Origin of the sequence: Streptacidiphilus sp. MAP5-3 (assembly GCF_041262505.1) — a bacterium.
Lineage (GTDB): Bacteria > Actinomycetota > Actinomycetes > Streptomycetales > Streptomycetaceae > Streptacidiphilus.
Map to the genome: position 1 here is coordinate 1 of NZ_JBGCCL010000004.1, position 21,473 is coordinate 21,473.

Consider the following 21,473-nt stretch of genomic DNA (forward strand, 5'->3'; position numbering starts at 1 on the left):
AACCGGGCATTACGGTGGGACACGAAGACCTCCGTGTGTGCGGTGAAGCCTAGACACCTCCACCACACCGGAGGTCTTCGTCATGATCAAGCCCCCAGGACCGTCAACAACGCTCGTGGTCAATACAGCTAGCGCCTCGCCGGTTGCCGGGTACGTACGGGCTAGCTACCCGGCCCGGCTAGTTACCCGGGACGTAGACGATGCCGCGCAGCGCCTCGCCGGACCGGGCCGTGCGGAGGGTCTGGAAGGTGTCACCCGCCGCGCTGGTCGCGTCGAGGTGGTCGGTCACCCGGACCAGGCGGTTGGGGTCGGCGCCCTCGTCCGTCGCGCCGGAGACCGTGGACGTGACCGCCCAGAGGGAGACCGTCCCGTCCGGGTTCACCTCACCCGTGAGATTGCGCAGGCCGTCGGTGGCCGGCGCCCACGGCAGGCCGGTGACGGAGTTGTCACCGGTCGGGTAGCCGGAGACGGCGTAGGGCGTGCCGAGGTCGAGGCCGTTCTGGATGGTGTACGCCAGCTTCCACGAGCCGTCGCTGAGCACCCACTTCTGCAGTCCGGCGCCGGTCTGGGCGGCGGCGTCGATGTAGGTGCCAGTGGCCGGGTCGTAGGTGTTCGAGCCGCTGCCCTCGTCGGCGACGTACATCGTGGTGTCGTTGGCGAACCACACGCCGAACGGGAACGACGTTGTCGACTTCGTGGCGGTGGGGAAGCCCTTCAGGACGCAGATGTTCTCCGGCAGGCCGGTGGCCTGCAGCGTCGCCGGGTTGTACGACACCGCCGAGGTCGGCAGCGCCGCGCCCGGCGCCGGGAGGCCGACGCCGCTCGGGCAGGCCTTGCCGGTGGTGTCGATGAAGTAGACGGTGTTGACGCCGTTCCCGCCGCTTCCCTTGGTCAGGTAGACGACGTTGTCGTGGACGGTCAGGCCACGGAAGTTGGTGTCCTTGCCGACCTTGTCGGCCTTGTCGCCCAGCTCGGTGATGCTGAAGCCGCCGGCCGGGGTCGGCTGGCCGACCTGCTGCTGGCTCTCCGGCAGCGTCGACGACGTGGTGATCTGCGCACCGGCGCCGGCGATCACGCCGACCGGCTCCGGGCTGCCGCCGTTGCCGGCGTTGCCCGACATGAAGAGCTTGTCGTCGGCGCTGTCGAGGATCGCGGCACGCCCGTTGTTGCCGCTGTAGGCGTTGGTCTCGGTGTAGCTGAGGCTGCCGTTGCCGTGCAGCTCGGCGACCGCGCGGTAGTAGGAGGCGCTGACCGGGTTGGTCGGGTCGACGACCCCAGGGGTGTTGGAGTTCGACACGTCGATCGCGCCGACGGGCGCGACATAGCCCATGAACGTGAGCGCGCTGCCGTCGGTGGAGAGGTTGAGGCCCAGCTCGGACTTCGAGGAGAAGCTGGAGACCAGGTGGTCGCCGTTCGTGCCGGACGGCACGTCGAGCGTGCGCATCGTGTGGCCGGACGGAGTGACCGTGTCGAGCAGGATCGGCGAGGTGACGCCGAAACTCCCGTCGACCGACTCGTTGTTGAAGACCTCCGGGTAGCCGCCGTCGGCGACGGCGGTCACGCAGTCGGTGGTGCAGCCGGGCGGCAGCTGGGTGACACCGGGGACGATCGTGTCCGTGCCGGCGGTGTAGACCGTGCGGGACAGGATGAGGTGTCCCGGGAGGAGGACGTGGTTCGGCCCGGCCGGACGGTGCGCGGGCGCGGCAGTCGCGGTCGTACCGGGGAACAGCACCAGACCGGACAGGACGCCACCGACAGCGGCGGCAAGGGCGAGGCGGGAGGCCATCGGGATACTCCTGGGAAGAGGACGGTCGACGTCAGGAAGAACGTCAGGAAGAAGGAGCAAGAGATTGACGAATCGTCAGTTGCAGCTGCCGCTACCGGAGTCGCTGTACTGCAGCGCGCTCGCGTCGAAGCCCGGGCCGGGCAGCACGGGCTTGTAGTCCCAGCTGTAGCCGTGCGGCTTGAGCGTGAAGTTCATGACGCCGAATGCGCTGGCCTGAGCGGTGACCACGTTGGGGTTGGCGTAGTCGCCCTGCGTGCCCGCGAGGGTGTCCAGGGCCTCACCACCCGAGCCGATGACGAACTCGGGGATGCCGTGGGTCGGGTCGTACTGACCCGCCGGGTTCATCGGGCGCAGCCGGGCGTAGGCGTGCTCATGGCCGTTGAGGATCAGCGTGGCGCGGTGCTGGTAGAGCAGCTTCCACCACGCGTCGGCCGCTGCGCCCTCGACGCCGCCGGCTCCCGGCGCGGAAGCGGGGACCGTGGCGGTGGAGGCCGTCGTGGCGCTGAACGTCGGCTGGTGCCAGTAGGCGATGGTGCACGGGCGCTGGTTGGCGGTCAGGTCCTTCGCGAGCCACTGGGTCTCCTGGGCGAGGAGGCCGTTGTCCGTCGTGGAGCAGTCGTGCTTGAACTCGTCGGAGTCGCACTCGGCGTTGAGCGAGACGATGTGCCAGTTGCCCAGGTCGTAGGAGTACCAGCCCTGGTTGTCCGCGCTGTCGTCACCGGCCTGACCCTGGGTGGTCGGCGCGCCGGACTGGTCATGGCCGTTGAAGTAGTCGAAGTAGCCGGTTCCGTTCTGCGCGGCCTCGTTGTCGCCCTTCTTGGCGTACGCGTAGTACTCGTGGTTCCCCGGCGCCGGACGCTCCAGCATCTTCAGGCCGCCCCACGCCTGGTCGAAGGACTGCTCGAAGTCGGTCAACTTGCCGACCTGGTACTGCTCGTCGCCCAGCAGCGCCACGACGTCGGGGTGCATGTCGGTGGCCTGCTTCGCGGTGGCGAACTCGGCGCTCATGCCGCCCAGGGTGGGGCTGCCGCACTTGAGCGAGGTCGGGGTGGCGGAGTTCTCGGGATCGTCGGGCTCACAGGCGATGTCACCGACCGCCGCCAGGGTGTACGACGCGGCACCGACGCCGTGGCCCGCGTAGGGCCAGTCGTTGTCGCTGCCGTGCCGGTTTCCGACTGCGACGGCGGTGCCTGTGACCGCGAGGACGGCGAGTCCGGCGGCTGCGGCGGAGAGCTTGGTGGCACGGCGCATGTGCGAGGTCCTTCCACGGGAGAATCGGTCACCGCACGTTAAGCCGTCGATCTAACAGCTGATACAAACGTGTCCTAACGCTCCGATGAACACTCCGACTGCCCTTCGCGACCAGCCGGCTGACAAACCGTCATCTCCGACCTCTTCCAAGCGAGGCGCCCAGTCCCTACTATCCGGTAATCGAACGGGCTGCCACGTTCGGCGCCCTGTCATGGTTCGGTCATCCCTAGGAGAGGACTCCAGATCAGATGCGCCTCACGTCTCGCACCGCGCTCCGTCTGCTCACCCCCGCCGCGCTCGCCGTGCTGCTGGCGGCGACCGTCGGGGGCGGCGCCGCCTCCGCACAGCCGACCACGTCCACGCCCGCCTTCGACAGCCTGACCCAGCAGAGCCACACGGACTGGATGGCCGGGCTGCCCGACAGCACCGGGCTCGGCACGCTGTCCGTCCCCGGGACGCACGACACGCTCGCCATCCACGGCGGCCTCGCGCCCTGGGCGTACGAGGCGCAGGAGGACCACGGCGACAGCGCCGCCACGCTCACCGCGCAGCTCGACGCCGGGATCCGTGCCATCGACATCCGGGTACGGGTCGTCAACAACGGCACGGCGTTCGCGATCCACCACACCGACGTCTACCAGAACGCCAACTTCGACGACGTGCTCACCCACGCGCAGACGTTCCTGGCCGCGCATCCGGGGGAGACGATCCTGATGGACCTGCACGGCGAGTGCGACGCGGACACCACCGAGGGCGGCAGCGGCACCTCCAGCGTCGGCCACTGCGCGGACGACCCCGCGTCGACCACCGCCGCGGACCGGATGCGGATCCTGCAGAGCTACCTGGCCCGCTATCCCGGACTCTTCTACGCGCCGACCGTCACCGGGACGTCGACGGCGGCGATGCCGACACTCGGTCAGGTCCGCGGCCACATCGTGCTGACGACCTTCACCGGCCCGCTCGGCGAGGTCTACCCCGGCTACGGCCTGTCCCAGCTGACCGGCGCCGGCGCCGGGTCCTACGTCGAGAACGACTGGACCCAGTGCACCACCTCGACCAAGTGGGGCGAGGCCCAATCCAACATCGCCGCCGCGGGCGCCGACTCGACGGGCGCGATGTTCACCACCTACCTCTCCGCCAACTGCTCGCCCTTCGGCGCGGGCCCGGCGGACGTGGCGGGCGGCTACCTGTGGCAGACCGGCGTCAACCAGCTGGCGCTCAACTACCTGAACAGCCAGGGCAGTTCGGGTCGCACCGGGGTGGTGCTGATGGACTACCCCGGCTACGCCCTGATCGACGCCGTCCTGAACCGGGACGGCGCAACGGGCTGAACCCGCACGCGGACGGGTGCAGCCGGCCTTCAGAAGCTCCGCAGAAGCCGCACGGATACTCCGCCGCTGTCACTGCCCGGTGCTACCGTCTGGCCCCTGTAGGGACGTCAGGGGACGGCAGGGGGAGTGTGCGCATGAGTGGGAACGGTGCCGCCGGCGGCCGAAGAGGCGTGGTCCTGGCTGCGATGATCTTCGCCGTGGCGATGACCTTCATCGACCAGACGATCGTCTCGATCGCCGCGCCGAAGATCCAGAGCGAACTGAACCTGACCGGCACCGGCATGCAGTGGGCCATCAACTCCTATCTGCTGGCAATGGCCGCGCTCTTCGCCTACGGCGGCAGGCTCTCCGACACCCTGGGCCACCGCCGCATGGTCACCCTCGGCGTCATCGTCTTCGCCGCCGCCTCGGCACTGTGCGGCCTGACGCCCACCGGGGCGCTGGCGCAGAGCTGGATCATCACCTTCCGTGCCGTCCAGGGCCTCGGCGGCGCGATCATGTACCCGGCGGCGCTCGCCATCGTCGTCAACACCTACGAACTCCGCGAGCGCGGGCGGGCGTTGGCGCTCTTCTTCGGCATCGCGGGCGGACTGACGGCCGTCGGCCCGATCCTCGGCGGGTACCTGACCGAGTGGACCTGGCGCGGGATCTTCTGGGTGAACGTTCCGGTGGCGCTGGTCGCGCTGCTGCTGATCTGGATCTCCAAGCCGCAGACGCAGTACCGCCCCGCGCCGATCGACTACCGCGGTCTGGCGCTGATCGGCGGCGGCGTCGCACTCAGCGTCTTCGGCTTCCAGCAGTCGCACGTCTGGGGCTGGTCCAACCCGGCGATCTGGCTGTCGATCGCGCTCGGCGCGGCACTGCTGGTGTTCTTCTTCCGCTTCGAGCGCGGACGGCCCTCGCCGCTCATGGACGTCTCGATCTTCCGCAACCGCGCCTTCGCGGTCCAGTGCCTGGTGCTGGGCCTGTCGATGACGGTCTTCCTGCCGATGTTCTTCTTCGCCAGCGAGTACGCGTCGGTGGCCCTCGGACAGTCCGCGCAGCAGGCCGGTGTGACGCTGCTGTACTTCTTCATCGGCTTCATCGTCACGGCCCAGATCGGCGGCCGGATGCTGGACCGGATCGGCGCCAAGCGACCGGTCGTGGCCGGTTCGGTGCTCTCGGCGGTCGGCTTCTACCTCTGGGCCAGCAAGATGCCCGATCTCAACCTCAGCCACATGACCTCGTACATCATCCTGGCCGGCGCCGGGATGGGCCTGATGATCGGCCCCTCCAACACCGACGCGGTCAACCGCGCCTCCAGCCTCTCCTACGGCGAGGCCACCGGCATCACCCAGACCGTGCGCAACTACGCCTCCAGCCTGAGCCTGGCCATCCTCGGCACGGTGATGATCTCGGTCTTCCAGTCGCAGATCGCCGACTCCCTGGTCGCCCAAGGCGCGTCCCGCGCGGTGGCGAACGCTGCGGCAGCCGCCGCGGCCAAGCAGGGCGGGAGCGGCAGCACGGGTAGCGGCAGCAGCAGCGCGCCGATCCCGCACTGGATCCAACTGGACTTCGCGCACGCCTGCCAGACGGTCTTCTACGGCATGGCGGGCATCATGGCCGTCACCGCCGTGATCGCCCTCGTGGGCCTCCAACGCGGTGTCCAGGCCGAGCACGCCGAGCGGGCCGGTTCCACCGAGCCGACCGAGCCGGCCGGGATACCGGACGCGACCGAGACCGCCTGACGTATGCCACACACCGTCCGACTGCTGCTCCTGGCACCGTTGCCGCGCAGCCACTGCTGCGGTCGGGACGACCGTCCTCTGGGGCACCATGGCCGCCGCCTGTCTCGTCCTGGCCGTAGTCCATCTGCGGCTGACCACCGCCGCGCTGCGCCCGGTTCTGAGCGTCCGACGATCTAGCCTGGAGCAGTGACTGTCGCAACCGAGCTACTCACCGACGCCTTCGGGCGCGTCAAGGAGGCCGTGCACGAAGCCGTCTCCGGGCTCGACCCGGAGCAGCTGTGCTTCCGTGCCGATTCGCGCGCCAACTCCATCGCCTGGCTGGTCTGGCATCTGACCCGCATTCAGGACGACCACATCTGTGACATGGCCGACACGGCGCAGGCCTGGACCGAGCTGGGGTGGGCCGAGCGCTTCGGCCTGCCCTTCCCGGTCGAGGCCCACGGCTACGGGCACACCTCGCAGCAGGTGGCCGCGGTGCGGGGGCTGACGGCGGAGCAGCTACTGGGCTACCACGACGACGTCCACGACCGCACCGTCGCCTACCTGGCCGGACCGGGCGGGCACCATCTGGACCGGATCGTCGACTCACGCTGGGACCCCCCGGTCACGGCGGCGGTCCGGCTGGTCAGCGTGATCGCGGACGACCTGCAGCACGCGGGCCAGGCCGCCCTGGTGCGCGGGCTCCTGCAGCGCCACCACTGACGGATGCACCACCGCTGACGGACCGTCAGGGATCGGCGCGTCAGCCGACGAACAGTGCCAGGGTCCCGTCGCGTTGGACCAGCGGGCGGACCAGGGTGAGGTCGCTGACGACCACGTCGGCCGCGCACAGCTCGGCCGGGTCGTGGGTGGTGGCCAGGGCCAGCGTCGCCATGCCGGCGGCGCGTCCCGCAGCGAGGCCCGCCGGGGCGTCCTCGACCACCAGACAGCGCGTGGGCGGGGCGCCCAGTCTGCTCGCCGCCCGGAGGTACGCCTCCGGGTCGGGCTTGCCCCGGGTCACGTCCTCCGCGCCGACCAGCATCGGCACGGTCAGTCCGAGGCAGGAGAGCCGACGCAGCGCCAGGGTCCGGGTGGCCGCGGTGACCACCGCCCAGCGGTCCCTGGGCAGCGCGGACAGCAGCTCCTCGACGCCCGGCAGCAGTCGGCTGCTCGCCGCGTCCGCGAGTTCCAGCTCCTGCACCCGGGCCACCGCTCTGAGCTGCTCCTCGACGGCGCGCTCCGCCAACAGCTCCGCGACCACCTCTCCGGCCGGACGGCCCACATAGCCGACCTGGTCCAGGCGTTCACGTGCGACGCCGTGCTCCTCGGCCCAGCGGGTCCAGCAGCGGCGGACCGAGGGCATCGAGTCGATCAGCGTGCCGTCGTTGTCGAAGAGCACGGCCTCGACGGTGAGTACGGCGGGGGCGGAGAGATGGGCGGCCACGGCAGGACAGGTCCTTCGCGTCGGGGACGGGGCCTGGTACCTCTCCAGCCTCTCTCCTCTCAGTGGATCCTCCAAGAGGCAAAGGCCCCACTCTTTCACTTCACGATCCATTTCGCTTCAGCGTCACGTCGCCCGCTCGTCTTCCCCCGTACGGCCGGATGCGGTGACGTGGGGTGACGTGGGGTGATTTTCCGCGCGGGGGCTTGTGACCAGCGGCTGCGGCACGGCAGCATGTCGCTCGAATCCCGCTGCAGCCACTGCCCTCCCCAGCAAGGCTCACCCCTGCGAGGCTCCCCTGAACCACGCCTTGTCACCCCGAGACGCCTCGATCTCCCCCAACGGCGCGTCCTCCCCCGACGGTGCGCCCACCACTGACGATGCGCCCTCCCCTGACGGCACTGAGCCTGACGGTGAGGCCGTTCCCCGGCGGCGTCGGCCGTCCCTCGCCGCCATGGCCTGGCTCGTGGTCCTGGCGCTCGCCGGCGCGACGGGAGCAGCCTCCCCGTCGCAGGATCTCGGCGCGTCCCGCACGGCCGTCGCGAACCGGGTCGACTCCCGCGTCGGCGCGCTGTTCAACGGCGGAGGCGTCGCGGGCACGCACTACTGCACGGCGAGCGTGGTCGACAGCCCACGGGGCAACATGATCGTCACCGCCGCGCACTGCCTCAGCGGCGCGAACCAGGACAAGGTGTTCGTCCCCGGCTACCGCGACGGCACGGCCCCGTACGGGGTCTGGCAGATCGCGCAGACCGTCGAGGACCCGGGCTGGACCGCGAACGGCGACGTGAACGCGGACGTCGCCTTCGGCCTGCTCGAACCGCTCGACGGCCAGACCGTGCAGCAGGTCGTGGGCGCCAACCGGATCGCGGTGGACCAGGGCTTCGACCACGTGGTCACGATCACCGGCTATCCGAACAGCTCCGAGGAGCCGATCACCTGCACCGACCTGGTCGACCGGTTCAGCGCCACCCAGATGCGCATCGACTGCACCGGCTACAGCGACGGCACCAGCGGCAGCCCCTGGCTGATCCCCGGCCAGGGCGGCCCGACCGGCGACGAGGGCACGGTCATCGGCGTGATCGGCGGCTTCGAGCAGGGCGGCTACACCGACGACGTCTCCTACAGCTCCTACTTCGGCGACCGCATCGACGCCCTGTACCACCAGGCCCTGGAGCAGGACGCCCAGCTGGGCTGACCTGCGCCTCTGAGCTAGGCCTTCTCCCCCGGGTACCAGGCGATCGCGTGCGCCTCGGCCAGCGTCGACCTGACCTGGCTGCGGTAGCGCCGCGCCTGCTGGGGATCGGTTTCGGCCAGGGCGGCGGCGGCGAGCGCGGCGGCCGAGGTGGACCAGGCGAGCAACCGCACCGCGTCGTGGTACGCGGCGTCGAGCAGCCGCTCATCGGGCAGATCCGCCGCCTGCCGGGCCAGGAGCGTCGACAGCACCCGGAGATGGGTACGGGTCACGGCCGGTGGTGGAAGTGGATCGTTCGCGTGTCTGCCCACGTCGGCGACTCCCGGAAGAGGGTGAGTCTCGTTCACTGAGGCTCGTTCCCACATGATGGCGTACGACCTGGTGACATGTACGCGCATTCATCGAACAGTGATGAACAGGATCACCACAGTCTTCCCACACCACGCCACACCCTCTCCGTGACCTTCCCTCGCGCCCCCGGGCCCGACAGGATGGAGATCCACACTGTCGGTCCCGACCACGTTCGGTCCCGACCGCCGTGCAGTCCCAACAACTTGCAGTCCCAACCCCCGTGCAGTCCCAACCCCCGTGCCCTCAGGGAGTTCCGTCATGGATGCCGATCTCGATCCGCGCCTGTCCCACCGACGCGGCGAGGCCAGCCCGGCGCTGCCGGAGCTGACCGTGGGCGCCGACCTGGCCCGCACCGCGCGCCGCCAACACGAGATCGCCTACGCGCTGCAGCAGTCGGGCACCAAGCTGCTGATCTCCGCGACGCGGGTGAAGACCAGCGACTACGTCGCCCTGGTCGACGCGGTCCGCGGCGACTGTCCGGAGTTGGAGCGTGTCGTGTTCATCGGGACGCCCGACTTCGAGCAACTCGTCGCCTCCGGCGACGGCGTACCGCTCTCGGTGCTGCGTGCGCGCGAAGCGACGCTCTCGCCGGAGGACGCGGCGAACATCCAGTACACCTCCGGCACCACCGGCCGCCCCAAGGGCGCCACGCTCTCGCACCGCAACATCCTCGGCAACGGCTTCCAGGTCGCCGACGTGCAGGGCTGGACGGCGGACGACCGCGTCTGCGTGCCGGTGCCGTTCTACCACTGCTTCGGCATGGTGATGGCCAACCTCGGCGCCACCTCCCACGGCGCCTGCCTGGTCATCCCCAGCCCGCTCTTCGACCCCGTCGAGGCACTGAATGGGGTCCAGGCCGAGCGCTGCACCGTGCTCTACGGCGTGCCGACCATGTTCATCGCCGAACTCGCCCAGTTGGAGGCGAATCCCGACCGCTGGGACCTGTCCACCCTGCGCACGGGGGTGATGGCCGGGTCGCCCTGCCCGGTCGAGGTGATGAAGCGGGTCATGTCCGAGATGGGCATGGCCGAGGTCACCATCGCCTACGGCATGACCGAAACCAGCCCCGTCTCCACCCAGACCCGCCCCGACGACTCCCTCCAACACCGCGTCGCCACCGTCGGACGCGTCCACCCCCATGTCGAGATCAAGATCGTCGAGCCGGCCACCGGCGCCACCGTCCCCGTCGGCACGCCAGGCGAACTGTGCACCCGCGGCTACTCGGTGATGCTCGGCTACTGGAACGAGCCGGACCGCACCGCCGAGGCCGTCGACGAGGACGGCTGGATGCACACCGGAGACCTCGCCGAGATGGCCGAGGACGGTTACGTCTCGATCGTCGGCCGGATCAAGGACATGGTCATCCGCGGCGGCGAGAACGTGTACCCGCGCGAGGTCGAGGAGTTCCTCTACGCCCACCCCGACATCGAGGACGTCCAGATCATCGGCGTCCCGGACGACCGCTTCGGCGAGGAGCTGATGGCCTGGGTCAAGCTCCGCCCCGGAGCCGACGAACTGACGGTGGAGCAACTCCGCGCCTACTGCGAGGGCAAGCTGGCCCACTACAAGATCCCCCGCTACCTGCACCTCGTCGACGGCTTCCCGATGACCGTCACCGGCAAGATCCGCAAGGTCGAGATGCGCGAGGAGTCCGTCAAGTTCCTCGGCCTGTAGGACTGCGCTGCACTGAACTACTGGGCTGCGCTCAACAAATGCCGTGCGCCATGGACTGACGACGCGTCACCCGCCCTGTGCGACCGCCCGGTCGTACAGGGCGAGGACATCGTTGTCGAAGTACGGGCTGTAGGAGACGTCCGGGGTGCTGCCGCCCTGCTGGTAGCCACCGATCACGCCGATGACCGTGCCCGTCCTGGTGGTCCGGTCGAACGCGGTCAGCCACGGGCTGCCGCTGGTGCCGCCGGGGAAGGACTTGCACGCGATCTTCATCTGGTACGTGCTCTGCTGCGTCGTGCTGTTGAAGCACGCGATCGGCTCGCCCGCGTCGGACGGGTAACCGGTCAGCGAGACGGTCCGACCGAAGCCGAGGTTGATGCCCAGCCGGTTGCCGCCCAGCACCGAGGCGATGGTCTGGTTGTTCACCGTGCCGAGCACCAGGAAGGCGACGTCCAGATCCGGATCGCTGGAGTCGATCCAGCGCTGGTCCACGACGATCGACTTGACCGGCCACTCCCCCTGCGGTTCGGTGCCGTTGCGGTAGCCGGGCACGAAGACGATGTCGGTGTTGTAGTTGCCGCCCTTGCCGCCGTGGACGCAGTGGGCGGCGGTCACCACAATGCTGCTGCCCTTGCTCTGCACGACGCTTCCGGTGCAGAAGTGGTCGCCCTTCTGACTGGTCGAGAAGATCGCACCGACCCGGGCCGTGATCTCGTTGGACTTCGCAGTCCTGGTGTTCCCGCCGTGCGTCGACAGGGCCCGCTGCAGCCGCTCCTGTGACCACGGTGACGGCGAGGGCGCGGTCGTGACCACCGGACTGCCGGGAGCCGCGGCCCCGCTGGACGTGCCGAGCGACGTGCCGACCGACGCGCCTGTGCCGGACGCGGCAGCCGTACCGGACACGCTGGACACGTTCGTCCCCGACGAGCAGCCCGCCGACGCTCCGGTCACCACCACGACGGCCACCGCGACCGCCACCACACGCTCCCGCAGCCGACCTGCTGCCTTGCCCATGAACCGTCCTCCGTCCGACACGCCCTCCCGATCATCGTCGGCCCGTCGGGCCTCGCGACCGGAGCGGCGCGCCGTCAGAACAGCGCAGATCACCGCGCGAAGGCCTACCAGCCGGCAAGCCCTACGCCGGATACGCCCGCGTCTGCGCGGCCTTGACGGCGGCCCAGACCTCGCTGCCCTCGCCGATGGCCAACTCGGCGACCGCTGCCGGGGTCAGGTCCGCGGTCAGGCGGAGTGGACCGGCGAGGTCGAGGCGGACCTGGTCGCCGTGGAGCTCCATGCCGACGACAGTGACCGGCCACTGGTTGCGCGCGCTGGTGTCGGGGCGGCTGCCGTGGACGGTCACCGCAGCAGGCGGGAAGGCGACGAAGACCGGGCCGTGGTGCGCGTCGTCCGCCGCGAGGACGGTGCCGTCGGCCACGACCTCGCGGGAGGCGTCCAGCTCGACCAGATGCCCGTCGGCCGTGCCGCGGAAGAGGTTGAGGCCGACCAGTCGGGCGATGTAGTCGCTGCGCGGATGGCGCGCGATCTCGGCCGGCGCGCCCTCCTGGACCGCACGGCCGTGTTCCAGCACCACCAGCCGGTCGGCCAGCACCATCGCGTCCAGCGGGTCGTGGGTGACCAGGACGGCCACCGCCTCGAACGCGGCCAGGTGACGGCGCAGCGTGGTGCGCACCTCCAGCCGGGTCCGGGCGTCGAGGGCGGCCAACGGCTCGTCGAGCAGCAGCAGTCGCGGCTGCGGTGCCAGCGCCCGCGCCAGCGCGACGCGTTGGGCCTGCCCGCCGGAGAGCGCGCCGGGGCGCGACCCGGTGTGGTCGGCCAGCCCGACCCGCTCCAGCCACTGCCGGGCCTCGGCCCGCGCCTCGGCCTTGCGGCGGCCATGGGTGCGCAGGCCGAACGCCACGTTGTCCAGCGCGGAGAGGTGCGGGAAGAGCAGGTAGTCCTGGAAGACCACCCCGACGGGCCGTTGCTCGGTGGGTACGCGCACCCGTGCCGCCGGGTCCTCCAGGACCTCGCCGTCGAGCCGCAGATGACCGTCGTTCAGGGGCGCGAGTCCGGCCAGGGCGCGCAGTGCGGTGGTCTTGCCCGCGCCGTTCGGCCCAAGCAGCGCGACCACCTCGCCGGGCGCGGCGGTCAGCACCAGGTCGAGCGTGAAGCCGCCCCGGCTCACTGCCAGGTGCGCGTCCAGTGCGCTCATGTGTCGTGGTCTCCAGGCTCGTTCAGTGCGTCCCCGTGGTCCAGCGACCGCGCAGCGCGAACAGGACGGCGAGCGAGACCAGCAGCAACACCAGACTGACCGCGATCGCGGCGTCGGGGTTGTCCTGGAGCGCGAGGTAGACGGCGAGCGGCATGGTCTGCGTGGTGCCGGGGAAGTTGCCGGCGAAGGTGATGGTGGCGCCGAACTCGCCCAGCGCCCGCGCCCATGCCAGGACCGCGCCGGCCCCCACGCCCGGCGCGATCAGCGGCAGCGTGACCCGCCGGAAGACGGTGAACCGCGAGGCGCCGAGCGTCAGCGCTGCCTCCTCGTAGCGCGCGTCCGCTCCGCGCAGCGCGCCCTCGACGCTCAGCACCAGGAACGGCATCGCCACGAAGGTCTCCGCGACGACCACTCCGGCCGTGGTGAACGGTAGCGAGTAGCCGAACTGCTGGTAGATCCACTGCCCCACCAGCCCGTTGCGGCCGAAGACGAGCAGCAGCGCGACACCGCCGACGACCGGCGGCATCACCAGCGGCAGCGTCACCAGGGTCCGCGCCAGCCGCTGCCCGGGGAAGGTGGTCCGGGCCAACAGCCACGCCAGCGGCACGCCGAAGGCCAGCGACAGCGCGGTCGCCGAGGTCGCGCAGATCAGCGAGAGCCGCAGCGCGGGCCAGACGGCGTCGCCGCCGATCAGCTGCGGCATCGAGCTCCAGGGCGCCCGGACCAGCAGTCCGATCAGCGGCAGCACCAGGAACGTCAGCCCGATGACCGCGGGCAGCAGCAACGCGAGCGGCGCCCCGCCGCGCGGCCTGCGGGCCACACGGACCGGGGCGCTGCGCTCCAGCGTCTCGGAGTCGCTTGTCCTGGACTCGCTGGTCACGGCGCCTGGAAGCCCGCGGCCTGCAGCACCTGCTCACCCTGCGCCGAGGCGACGAACGCGGCAAAGGCCTGCGCGGTGGCCGAGTTGCTGCTGCCCTTGAGCGCGACGACCGGGTAGGTGGTGATCGCCTTGGCGGCCTGGGGGAAGTTGACCCCGGTGACCTTCTTGTCGGCGCCCTTGACGTCCGTCTGGTAGACCAGCGCGGCGTCGACCTCACCGAGCTCGACCTTGGTCAGCGCGGAGGTGACGTCCTGCTCCAGGGTGACCGGGGTCAGCTTGATGTCGGCAGCGGCCAGCGCCTTGACGGCAGCCGCGCCGCAGGGGACGGTCTTGGCGCAGAGGGCGACCTTGTACTTCGGGTCGGCCAGCTGGGCGAGCGAGGTGATCTGCTTCGGGTTGCCCGGGGCGACCGCGATCTCCAGTTCGTTCTTGGCGAAGTCGACCGGGGCACCGGCGTTATCACCCTTGGCGGTGACCGTCTGCATGGTCGTGGTGCTGGCCGAGGCGAAGACGTCCGCCGGGGCGCCGTTGACGATGGAAGCGGCCAGTGTGTCGCTGCCGCCGAAGCTGAAAGTGACCGAGGTGCCCGGGTGGGCCGCCTCGAACTCCTTGGCCAGCGTGGTGAAGGTGTCCTTGAGCGAGGCGGCGGCGAAGACGGTGATCTTCCCCGTCACGGCCGCGCTGCTCGACGCGGACGCGCCTGCCGAGGCCGAGGAGGACGAGCCCGCAGAGGACGAGGACGAGGAGGAGCTACAGGCCGCCAGGCCCACCAGGGCGAGCGCGACTGTCGAGGCGGCCGCGACGCGGCGCACGCCGGACATGCGGGAACGGGACACGTGCAGACGGGACATCAGGAAACCCCCACGGTTTCGTCAGGCAGAGCAGTTCGTCAAAAAACGGCAGTTCGTCAACAACGGCAGCGGTTGCCGTCAGGCCCTCTCGACCACGACATTTGTCGACTTGATCACAGCAACGGCCGGGACCCCGGGCTCCAGCCGCAGCTCCTCCGCGGATTCGCGGCTGATCAGCGACACCACCCGGAACGGCCCGGCCTGGATCTCCACCTGCGCGGCCACATCCCCGAGGATCACCTCGGTGACGATGCCCCGGAAACGGTTGCGAGCGGAGGAGGGAAGCCCCTCTGCCGCCGCCGTCTCCGGCCTGGCAAGCTCCCTGGCGAAGGCGGCGAGCTCGCGACCAGGGACGATGCGATGACCGTTGTCGTCCCGTTCGGCGCTCACGCGGCCCGCGTCAACCCAGCGCCTCATGGTGTCTGCGCTGACTCCGAGCAGAGCGGCGGCCTCGCCGATCCGATAGCTGTTCACGTGACGATCATCCTGTCGCAATTGCCAGCTCTCCGTCACTCGTAGCATGGCACAAGCGACTGACACCGCCCAAGCCACCTCGCATGTGCAGGTGTCCAGCTGCCGGATGGGGCTGTGCCCGAACCGAGTCCGCCGCTAGGTTGTCGGCGTGGCCGAGCTTTCCCCCACTCCGGCAGCCCGACGCAGCCCAGCAACCCGACGCGTCCTTTCAGCCCGACGCTCCGTCTCCGCCGTCTTCGTCATCCACGGCGCGGTGACCGGGAGCTTCGCCACCCGCATCCCCTGGATCAAGGACCATCTGCATCTGAGTGCGGGTCAGCTCGGACTGGCCCTGGTCGCGCCTGCCATCGGCTCGTTCGCCGCCATGCCGCTGGCGAGCCGGCTGCTGCACGCACGGGGCCACCGAGCCGGGATCCGGCTGCTGATCGTGCTGTGGAGCGCGGCGCTCGCCCTGCCCGCGCTCGCGCCCGACCTGCCGCTGCTCGCCCTCGCGCTGCTCTGCTACGGCGCGGCGGCAGGCGTGGCGGACGTGGCCATGAACGCCCAGGGCGTGGAGGTGGGGGCACGGGTCGGGCACTCCATCATGTCCGGGCTTCACGGCATGTGGAGCATCGGCGGTCTGCTCGGCTCGGCCGTCGGCGTGGCCGCCGCAGCGGCGTCCGTGGCCGCGCCCGTGCATCTGGCGGCGGTGGCCGCCGTGCTGGTGCTGCTCTCCTTCGCGGCCTGCCGCGGCCTGGCGGACATCCGCCCCGAGCCGAAGGAGGAGGCGCCGCCCAGGTTCACCCTGCCGCCGCGCTCGGCGCTGCTGATCGGGATGGTCGGCTTCTGCGCGGTCTTCGCCGAGGGTGCGTCCGGCGACTGGAGCGGCGTCTACCTCCGCACGGTCGCGGGCGCCTCGCCCGCCGTCGCGGCAGCCAGCTACACGGCGTTCGCCTGCACCATGGCCGGCTCCCGGCTCGCGGGCGACATGCTGGTGCGCCGGTTCGGCCCGACGCGGACGGTGCGCGGCGGCGGCGCGATCGCGGTCGCCGGCGGCGTGCTGGTGGTGACGGCTGCGGCTCCCTTCGCGGCGATCTCCGGGTTCGCGCTGCTGGGGATCGGCATCGCGGTCGTCGTTCCGCTCTGCTTCGCGGCGGCCGGGCACAGCGGCGACAACCCCAGCCGGGCGATCGCGGGCGTCGCCACCGTCACCTACACCTCCGGCCTGATCGCGCCCGCCACGGTCGGCGCCATCGCCCAGGCCACCTCGCTGCGCGGATCCTTCGCCGTCGTCACGCTTCTGACGGTGGGTCTGGTCGCGGGCGCGGGCATCCTCGCCCAAGGACCCCGCGCGTCAGGACCCCGAGGGCGCCGCGCGAGTATTGCCGAGACATGCCAATCGAAAATGTGAACGATTCCGAATATGCCGATTCTGGTTTCCTTCTGCTAATCCGATGGCCGCATTAGCGCGGACCCGCAATCATGGGCGCACGGCGCGACAACCGACGGCCGCCGACGGCATCTGACGGGTCGTCGGGATCGTCACGGGGAACGTCATCGGACGCATCACCGACGCGTCACCAGGCACAGAGTAGCCAGCATGCCCGCACTGGATCGGGTGAAACCGGCCCGTTCGGGATGTCAGCAGTTCCAGTGAGTAGAAATTCGCACAATCGTTCGAATGGAACCAAGTGATTCAGGATTTCGTCCGAACGAATCGTCAGAACGATTGACACGTACGGCGCGGCGACGCGTCCGGACGGGTGTCTTGTCGGTGATCAATGCGATACTCGGACAGCACCAGGGAAAGTACGACACAGCACGGGCGTGTGCCTAGAGACACAGATCACGCGGGTACACGCATCTCACGGGGTAGCAGGACGGATGGGGAGGTTGGGCATGGGAGCAGCACTGCGTGACGACTACCGCGGGTGGCTGGCGCCTTCGGGGAGGTACCCGGTGGCGGTCCCGGACTACGAGGAGCCCTGGGACTCCCCGGAGCTCGACCCCGCGCCGCAGCCTTCGCCGCGGATCACCCAGGTCAAGCCCACCGGCTTCGAGTCGGCGCGCGAGATCGGCGAGCACGTCCGCGTCGGCACGCCGGTCATCATGGACCTCAGCCAGATGGCCGACCCTGACGCCAAGCGTCTGATCGACTTCGCCTCCGGCCTGGTGTTCGGTACTCGTGGCACCATGGAGCGGATCGCGCGCCGGGTCTTCCTGCTCGCGCCGCCGGAGATCGAAGTCATGGTCATCGACAACGCCTCGGACGACTCGGGGTTCTACAACCAGAGCTGATCAGGGCAGCCTGTCCGGATCCGACAGGCAAGCCCGCCACCGGCAGCCGTGCCCCCGTCGCGGCTGCCGGTTTCTTGTGGGAGCGGGGTTTCTGGGATGTTGGCACTGCACGGCCTGTGGCGGGCCGACCGTCGGCTCGCCCTCTGGGCGGAGGACGCCGCGGTTTCGGGAACCCCGACGGGAGCCGACGCCCGGCCTGAGGGCATCCACCCGTTCGCCTCCTCCCCCGAGGCGCTGCGGGACCTGCTCGGGGCGGTCGGCCCCGGCCTGGAATGGCTGGCCGGACGCGCCGACGAGGACGACACCCGACTGCTCCTCCCGACGTCGGAGGGCACGCCGCTCCCCTCTCCCGAGATCGCCTTTCCGGGACCCTCCCGGGCGCCCGCCGCAGCAGGTCCGCTGCTGGCCCCCTGGCAGGTCCCCTCGCTTCTCTTCGACGCCGACGAGGCGGCGCAGCTGCTCGGCGCGCTGCACGATCCGGAGCGGCAGGCCCTCCACCCCGACATTCCCGGACGCGGTCCGGTCGAGGTCGGCTACGGCGCGTCCCTGCGCTGGCTGACGGCCGTCCACGATCTGGCCTGGCGACTGGTGGGCCGCGGCCGGGTCCTGCCCCGCATTGATGTCCGCGCGGAGCTGACGCCCCATCAGGCCGTCTGGGCCCCGGCCCCGACGGCGGCAGACGCCGGCGAACTCGCCGCCCTCGCCGCCGCCTGTCCCGCCGCCTGCCGCGCCGAGGAGGGCCACCGTCGCGGAGCCGCGGGCCTGGCGGAGGAGTTGCTCGGTGTCCTGGTCGACCGCGAGGCCCGCGCGGTCCTCGCCGACGCCCGGCTCGCGTCGACGGATCCGTTGGCCGTCGCCCTCGCCTCGGACGACGGCGCGCTGCCCGAGGGCAGCGACAACGCGGGCAGCGACAACGCGGGCGACGCGGCGCGGTGGCAGGCGCTCGCCGACATGCTGCGTCCCGCTCCCGCTGCCGGGCCGCTCCGTCTCGGCTTCCGCCTGGTCGAGCCGCAGGGCGGCGCCGCGGAGAGCAGCGAAGACGACGGCTCCGACTCCGACTCCGGCTCCGGCCCCGATGACCGGTGGTGGCTCGACCTGGTGATGGCGCCGGCCGACGAACCCGCCCAACTCCTCACCGCCGCCGAACTGTGGGCCGGTGGCCCGGCCGCCCAGGTGCTGGCGGAGAGCATCCCCGCGCCGGAGTCCGCCTTCGCGCTCGAACTCTCCCGCGCCGCCCGCATCCATCCGCTGTTGGCCCAACTCTCCGAGCAGGACCGCGCCCAGGGCTGCTGGCTGGACCGTGCGGACGCGCTGACCTTCCTGCGCGAAGCCGCGCCCGCCCTGGGCGACGCGGGATTCCTGGTGCTGCTCCCCTCGTGGTGGCGCGAGCCACCCGAGCTCGGCATGCTGCTGACCGCGCACCCCGCCCAGGCCGGGGTGGTCGAGCGGGAGAGTCCTGTCGGACGGGACGAGATGCTCGCCTTCCACTGGCGGCTCGCACTGGGCGGGGAGCCGCTCACCGCCGAGGAGTTGACCCGGCTCGCGGGCGCCAAGGACACCCTGGTCCGGATCCGCGGCCGCTGGCTGGAGGCGGACCCGAGCCGCCTGAACGCCGCCATCGCCTTCCTCGACCGCGCGGGCGAGGGGAAGATGGCCGTGTCCGAGGTGCTCGCGCTGGTGCTCGACGCCCGCGAGCCGATCGGGCTGCCGGTGCTCGACGTCACCCACGACGTCCGGGTCGAGGGACGCCTGCGCGAGCTGGTCGCCCGGCTGGGCGGCAGTGCCGAACTGCCGCAGGAGCAGCCGGACGTGCGCGTCCCCGCCGACTTCCGTGCCGAGCTGCGTCCCTACCAGCGCGACGGCGTCGCCTGGTTGGCTTCGCTCGCCCACCTCGGCCTCGGCGCGGTCCTCGCCGACGACATGGGCCTCGGCAAGACCGTGCAGACCCTCGCCCTGCTCGCCGCCGAGTACGCCGGGACTGCCGGAGGCACCGGAACCGCCGGAAGCACCGCCAAGCCCGCCGCGCCCACCCTCGTCGTCTGCCCCATGTCCCTGGTCGGCAACTGGGAGCGCGAGTGCGCCAAGTTCGCCCCCGCGCTCCGTGTCCACGTGCACCACGGCGCGCGACGCGGCGGCGCGGCGCAGGTGCGGGAGGCCGCGCTGGCGGCGGATGTGGTGATCACCACCTACGGCCTGGCCGCCCGCGACTTCGAGGCGCTGCACACCGTCCGCTGGCACCGGATCGTGGCCGACGAGGCACAGGCCATCAAGAACGCGGCCACCCTCCAGTCCCGCGCGATCCGCGCCCTGCCGGCCGCACACCGGATCGCGCTGACCGGCACGCCGGTCGAGAACCGTCTCGCCGAGCTCCACTCGGTGCTGGACTTCGCCAACCCCGGTCTCTTCGGGACGGCCGAACGGTTCAAGGAGCGCTACTCGGTGGCGATCGAGCGCAACGCCAGCGTCCGCGCCACCGCGCTGCTGCGGCAGCGGACCGCGCCCTTCGTGCTGCGCCGCCTCAAGACCGACCCGGTCATCGCCGCCGAACTGCCGCGCAAGCAGGAGATGACCGTCCTCTGCAATCTGACGGCGGAACAGGCCGCCCTCTACCGCGCCACGGTGACCCAACTGCTCCAGCGCATCAAGTCGCTCGGCTACGGCCGCGACCTGGAGCGCCGCGGCATCGTGCTGGCGACACTCACCCGGCTCAAGCAGATCTGCAACCATCCCGCCCAGTTCAGCGGCGAGGGCAGGCAGGTCGGGGGGAAGCGCGGCGCGGTCCGGCTGGCCGGGCGCTCCGGCAAACTGGCCCGGCTGGAGGAGATCCTGGAGGAGGCGCTGGCCGAGGGCGACAGCACTCTGTGCTTCACCCAGTTCGCCCGCTTCGGCACGCTGCTCCAGCCCTATCTGCGCCGCCGCCTCGACTGCGAGGTGCGGTTCCTGCACGGCGGCGTCCCCGAGCGCGCCCGTCGCGAACTGGTCGACGCGTTCCAGGAGGACGACCGGCCGTCGGTCTTCCTGCTCTCGCTCAAGGCGGGCGGTACCGGGCTCAACCTGACCGCCGCCAACCAGGTCGTCCATGTCGACCGCTGGTGGAACCCGGCCGTCGAGGATCAGGCGACCGACCGCGCCTACCGGATCGGGCAGCGCCGTGACGTCCAGGTCCGGCGGCTGGTCTGCGTCGGCACGGTCGAGGAGCGTGTCGACGAACTGCTCACCGCCAAACGCGCGTTGGCCGACGCGGTGATCGGCGCGGCCGACCCGGGCGGCAACGCCCTGGACGTCCTGACACACCTCGCCCCGGACGCCCTGCGCGAGGTGCTGACCCTGGCCGAGGAGGCGGTGAGCGAGCTGTGAGCGAGAACGTGTGGACCAGCTGGTCCGAGCGGTTCCTGGCGCGGATCGAGTCGCTGGGCGTCGGCCTGCTCGCGGACCAGATGCGCGAGGCGGGCGGCTCGAAGCAGGTGCGGGACGTCTCCGTCGCGCCGGGCGCGGCGCGGGCCCGGGTGGGTGGTGTAGAGGTCTGGGCGGACCTGCTCGTCTTCGACGCCCAGCAGTGGGAGCAGGCCGGGACGGCGCTGCTCCCGGTCCGCGACCGACTGCTGGCAGGCGAGGTCCCGCCCGACGTCGACGCGCTGCTGGCCCGGGTCGGCCTGCCGCTGCTCCCCGCGCAGGCCACCGAGCTGACCCTGGACTGCTCCTGCGGTTACGACGTCGGACCCTGCCGTCACCAGGCGGCGCTGCTGGGCGCGATCGCGCTGGCCTTCGACCACGACCCGTTCCTGCTGCTGCGCTGGCGCGGCCGGGACCGCGCCCGCCTTACGGCCCGGCTGCACCGCGAACCGCGCCGCGTCGGCCCCGAACCGCTCTCCCCCGCCACCTTCTGGGCCGAGCCCCGGCCCTACCCGAAGCCGACCCCGCAACCCGCCGATCCTCCACTGGACCGGCTGCCGCCCGCCCTGGCCCGGACCCTGCGTCCGCTCTACCAGGCACTCACCGAGCGAGATCTGGAATAATCATGTGCGGCTCATCTGAGACATTCGT

General features: G+C 71.0%; 18 protein-coding genes. 9 read left to right on the top strand and 9 right to left on the bottom strand.

The genetic code is table 11. From position 1 onward, the window contains the following. Positions 1-178: 178 nt before the first annotated feature. Together ABH928_RS08545 and ABH928_RS08550 are read right to left on the bottom strand one after the other, a co-directional pair. Positions 179-1,786: a hypothetical protein gene (locus ABH928_RS08545; protein WP_370063826.1), complete on the bottom strand. Its 1,608-nt coding sequence runs from the start codon at positions 1,784-1,786 to the stop codon at positions 179-181. 75 nt (positions 1,787-1,861) lie between these two features. Then, on the bottom strand, positions 1,862-3,037 hold the full coding sequence (locus tag ABH928_RS08550; protein WP_370063828.1) for a metallophosphoesterase: 1,176 nt from the start codon (positions 3,035-3,037) through the stop codon (positions 1,862-1,864). 248 nt (positions 3,038-3,285) lie between these two features. Here ABH928_RS08550 and ABH928_RS08555 point away from each other — a divergent pair, with 248 nt between their 5' ends. The 3 genes from ABH928_RS08555 to ABH928_RS08565 all read left to right on the top strand — a co-directional run bounded on the left by ABH928_RS08555 (position 3,286) and on the right by ABH928_RS08565 (position 6,797). Continuing rightward, positions 3,286-4,368, top strand: a complete 1,083-nt coding sequence (locus ABH928_RS08555) for a phosphatidylinositol-specific phospholipase C domain-containing protein (RefSeq protein ID WP_370063830.1) — start codon at positions 3,286-3,288, stop codon at positions 4,366-4,368. A gap of 134 nt (positions 4,369-4,502) precedes the next feature. Continuing rightward, the gene (locus ABH928_RS08560; protein ID WP_370063832.1) at positions 4,503-6,095 is read left to right on the top strand and encodes an MFS transporter; all 1,593 of its coding nucleotides are present in this window, start codon (positions 4,503-4,505) and stop codon (positions 6,093-6,095) included. A 186-nt stretch (positions 6,096-6,281) separates the two neighbouring features. Next, the gene (locus ABH928_RS08565; RefSeq protein WP_370063834.1) at positions 6,282-6,797 is read left to right on the top strand and encodes a DUF664 domain-containing protein; all 516 of its coding nucleotides are present in this window, start codon (positions 6,282-6,284) and stop codon (positions 6,795-6,797) included. Between the two features lie 40 nt (positions 6,798-6,837). Here the strand turns inward: ABH928_RS08565 and ABH928_RS08570 are convergent, their stop codons facing one another. Then, positions 6,838-7,518, bottom strand: coding sequence for an HAD-IA family hydrolase (locus ABH928_RS08570; RefSeq protein ID WP_370063836.1), 681 nt, complete (start codon positions 7,516-7,518; stop codon positions 6,838-6,840). A gap of 451 nt (positions 7,519-7,969) precedes the next feature. On the opposite strand from ABH928_RS08570, the gene ABH928_RS08575 reads away from it, so the two are divergent. Then, positions 7,970-8,713: a serine protease gene (locus ABH928_RS08575; RefSeq protein ID WP_370063838.1), complete on the top strand. Its 744-nt coding sequence runs from the start codon at positions 7,970-7,972 to the stop codon at positions 8,711-8,713. Positions 8,714-8,727: 14 nt separating this feature from the next. Here the strand turns inward: ABH928_RS08575 and ABH928_RS08580 are convergent, their stop codons facing one another. Further along, complete coding sequence (locus ABH928_RS08580) at positions 8,728-8,982, bottom strand: hypothetical protein (protein ID WP_370063840.1); 255 nt, start codon at positions 8,980-8,982, stop codon at positions 8,728-8,730. Between the two features lie 337 nt (positions 8,983-9,319). On the opposite strand from ABH928_RS08580, the gene ABH928_RS08585 reads away from it, so the two are divergent. Next, positions 9,320-10,735: an AMP-binding protein gene (locus tag ABH928_RS08585; RefSeq protein ID WP_370063842.1), complete on the top strand. Its 1,416-nt coding sequence runs from the start codon at positions 9,320-9,322 to the stop codon at positions 10,733-10,735. Between the two features lie 66 nt (positions 10,736-10,801). Here ABH928_RS08585 and ABH928_RS08590 read toward each other — a convergent pair whose 3' ends face one another. The 5 genes from ABH928_RS08590 to ABH928_RS08610 all read right to left on the bottom strand — a co-directional run bounded on the left by ABH928_RS08590 (position 10,802) and on the right by ABH928_RS08610 (position 15,152). Beyond that, positions 10,802-11,749 carry a serine protease gene (locus ABH928_RS08590; RefSeq protein ID WP_370063844.1) on the bottom strand — a complete coding sequence of 316 codons (948 nt, stop codon included), beginning with the start codon at positions 11,747-11,749 and terminating at the stop codon, positions 10,802-10,804. 121 nt (positions 11,750-11,870) lie between these two features. Beyond that, positions 11,871-12,947: an ABC transporter ATP-binding protein gene (locus ABH928_RS08595; RefSeq protein WP_370063846.1), complete on the bottom strand. Its 1,077-nt coding sequence runs from the start codon at positions 12,945-12,947 to the stop codon at positions 11,871-11,873. Between the two features lie 22 nt (positions 12,948-12,969). Then, positions 12,970-13,791 (bottom strand): ABC transporter permease, encoded by an 822-nt coding sequence (locus ABH928_RS08600; RefSeq protein ID WP_370064409.1) that lies wholly within the window; start codon positions 13,789-13,791, stop codon positions 12,970-12,972. Positions 13,792-13,823: 32 nt separating this feature from the next. Continuing rightward, positions 13,824-14,663, bottom strand: a complete 840-nt coding sequence (modA, locus tag ABH928_RS08605) for a molybdate ABC transporter substrate-binding protein (protein ID WP_370063848.1) — start codon at positions 14,661-14,663, stop codon at positions 13,824-13,826. 93 nt (positions 14,664-14,756) lie between these two features. Continuing rightward, positions 14,757-15,152, bottom strand: a complete 396-nt coding sequence (locus ABH928_RS08610; protein ID WP_370064411.1) for a molybdopterin-binding protein — start codon at positions 15,150-15,152, stop codon at positions 14,757-14,759. Positions 15,153-15,300: 148 nt separating this feature from the next. Between ABH928_RS08610 and ABH928_RS08615 the strand changes: the two genes are divergently transcribed. The 4 genes from ABH928_RS08615 (at position 15,301) to ABH928_RS08630 (ending at position 21,445) form a co-directional block, all read left to right on the top strand. Next, positions 15,301-16,542: an MFS transporter gene (locus tag ABH928_RS08615; RefSeq protein ID WP_370063850.1), complete on the top strand. Its 1,242-nt coding sequence runs from the start codon at positions 15,301-15,303 to the stop codon at positions 16,540-16,542. 488 nt (positions 16,543-17,030) lie between these two features. Continuing rightward, the gene (locus ABH928_RS08620; protein ID WP_370063852.1) at positions 17,031-17,429 is read left to right on the top strand and encodes a cell division protein SepF; all 399 of its coding nucleotides are present in this window, start codon (positions 17,031-17,033) and stop codon (positions 17,427-17,429) included. Between the two features lie 96 nt (positions 17,430-17,525). Beyond that, positions 17,526-20,786 carry a DEAD/DEAH box helicase gene (locus ABH928_RS08625; RefSeq protein WP_370063854.1) on the top strand — a complete coding sequence of 1,087 codons (3,261 nt, stop codon included), beginning with the start codon at positions 17,526-17,528 and terminating at the stop codon, positions 20,784-20,786. Next, the gene (locus tag ABH928_RS08630) at positions 20,783-21,445 is read left to right on the top strand and encodes an SWIM zinc finger family protein (protein WP_370063856.1); all 663 of its coding nucleotides are present in this window, start codon (positions 20,783-20,785) and stop codon (positions 21,443-21,445) included. Before ABH928_RS08625 ends, ABH928_RS08630 begins: the two co-directional genes overlap by 4 nt. Positions 21,446-21,473 lie beyond the last annotated feature (28 nt).

Bases quoted from the DNA above. Each gene is read 5' to 3' on its own strand.
- ABH928_RS08590 (WP_370063844.1), bottom strand. From the start codon at position 11,749: ATGGGCAAGGCAGCAGGTCGGCTGCGGGAGCGTGTGGTGGCGGTCGCG.
- ABH928_RS08575 (WP_370063838.1), top strand. From the start codon at position 7,970: ATGGCCTGGCTCGTGGTCCTGGCGCTCGCCGGCGCGACGGGAGCAGCC.
- ABH928_RS08625 (WP_370063854.1), top strand. From the start codon at position 17,526: ATGTTGGCACTGCACGGCCTGTGGCGGGCCGACCGTCGGCTCGCCCTC.
- ABH928_RS08595 (WP_370063846.1), bottom strand. From the start codon at position 12,947: ATGAGCGCACTGGACGCGCACCTGGCAGTGAGCCGGGGCGGCTTCACG.
- ABH928_RS08620 (WP_370063852.1), top strand. From the start codon at position 17,031: ATGGGAGCAGCACTGCGTGACGACTACCGCGGGTGGCTGGCGCCTTCG.
- ABH928_RS08545 (WP_370063826.1), bottom strand. From the start codon at position 1,786: ATGGCCTCCCGCCTCGCCCTTGCCGCCGCTGTCGGTGGCGTCCTGTCC.
- ABH928_RS08550 (WP_370063828.1), bottom strand. From the start codon at position 3,037: ATGCGCCGTGCCACCAAGCTCTCCGCCGCAGCCGCCGGACTCGCCGTC.
- ABH928_RS08585 (WP_370063842.1), top strand. From the start codon at position 9,320: ATGGATGCCGATCTCGATCCGCGCCTGTCCCACCGACGCGGCGAGGCC.
- ABH928_RS08555 (WP_370063830.1), top strand. From the start codon at position 3,286: ATGCGCCTCACGTCTCGCACCGCGCTCCGTCTGCTCACCCCCGCCGCG.
- ABH928_RS08560 (WP_370063832.1), top strand. From the start codon at position 4,503: ATGAGTGGGAACGGTGCCGCCGGCGGCCGAAGAGGCGTGGTCCTGGCT.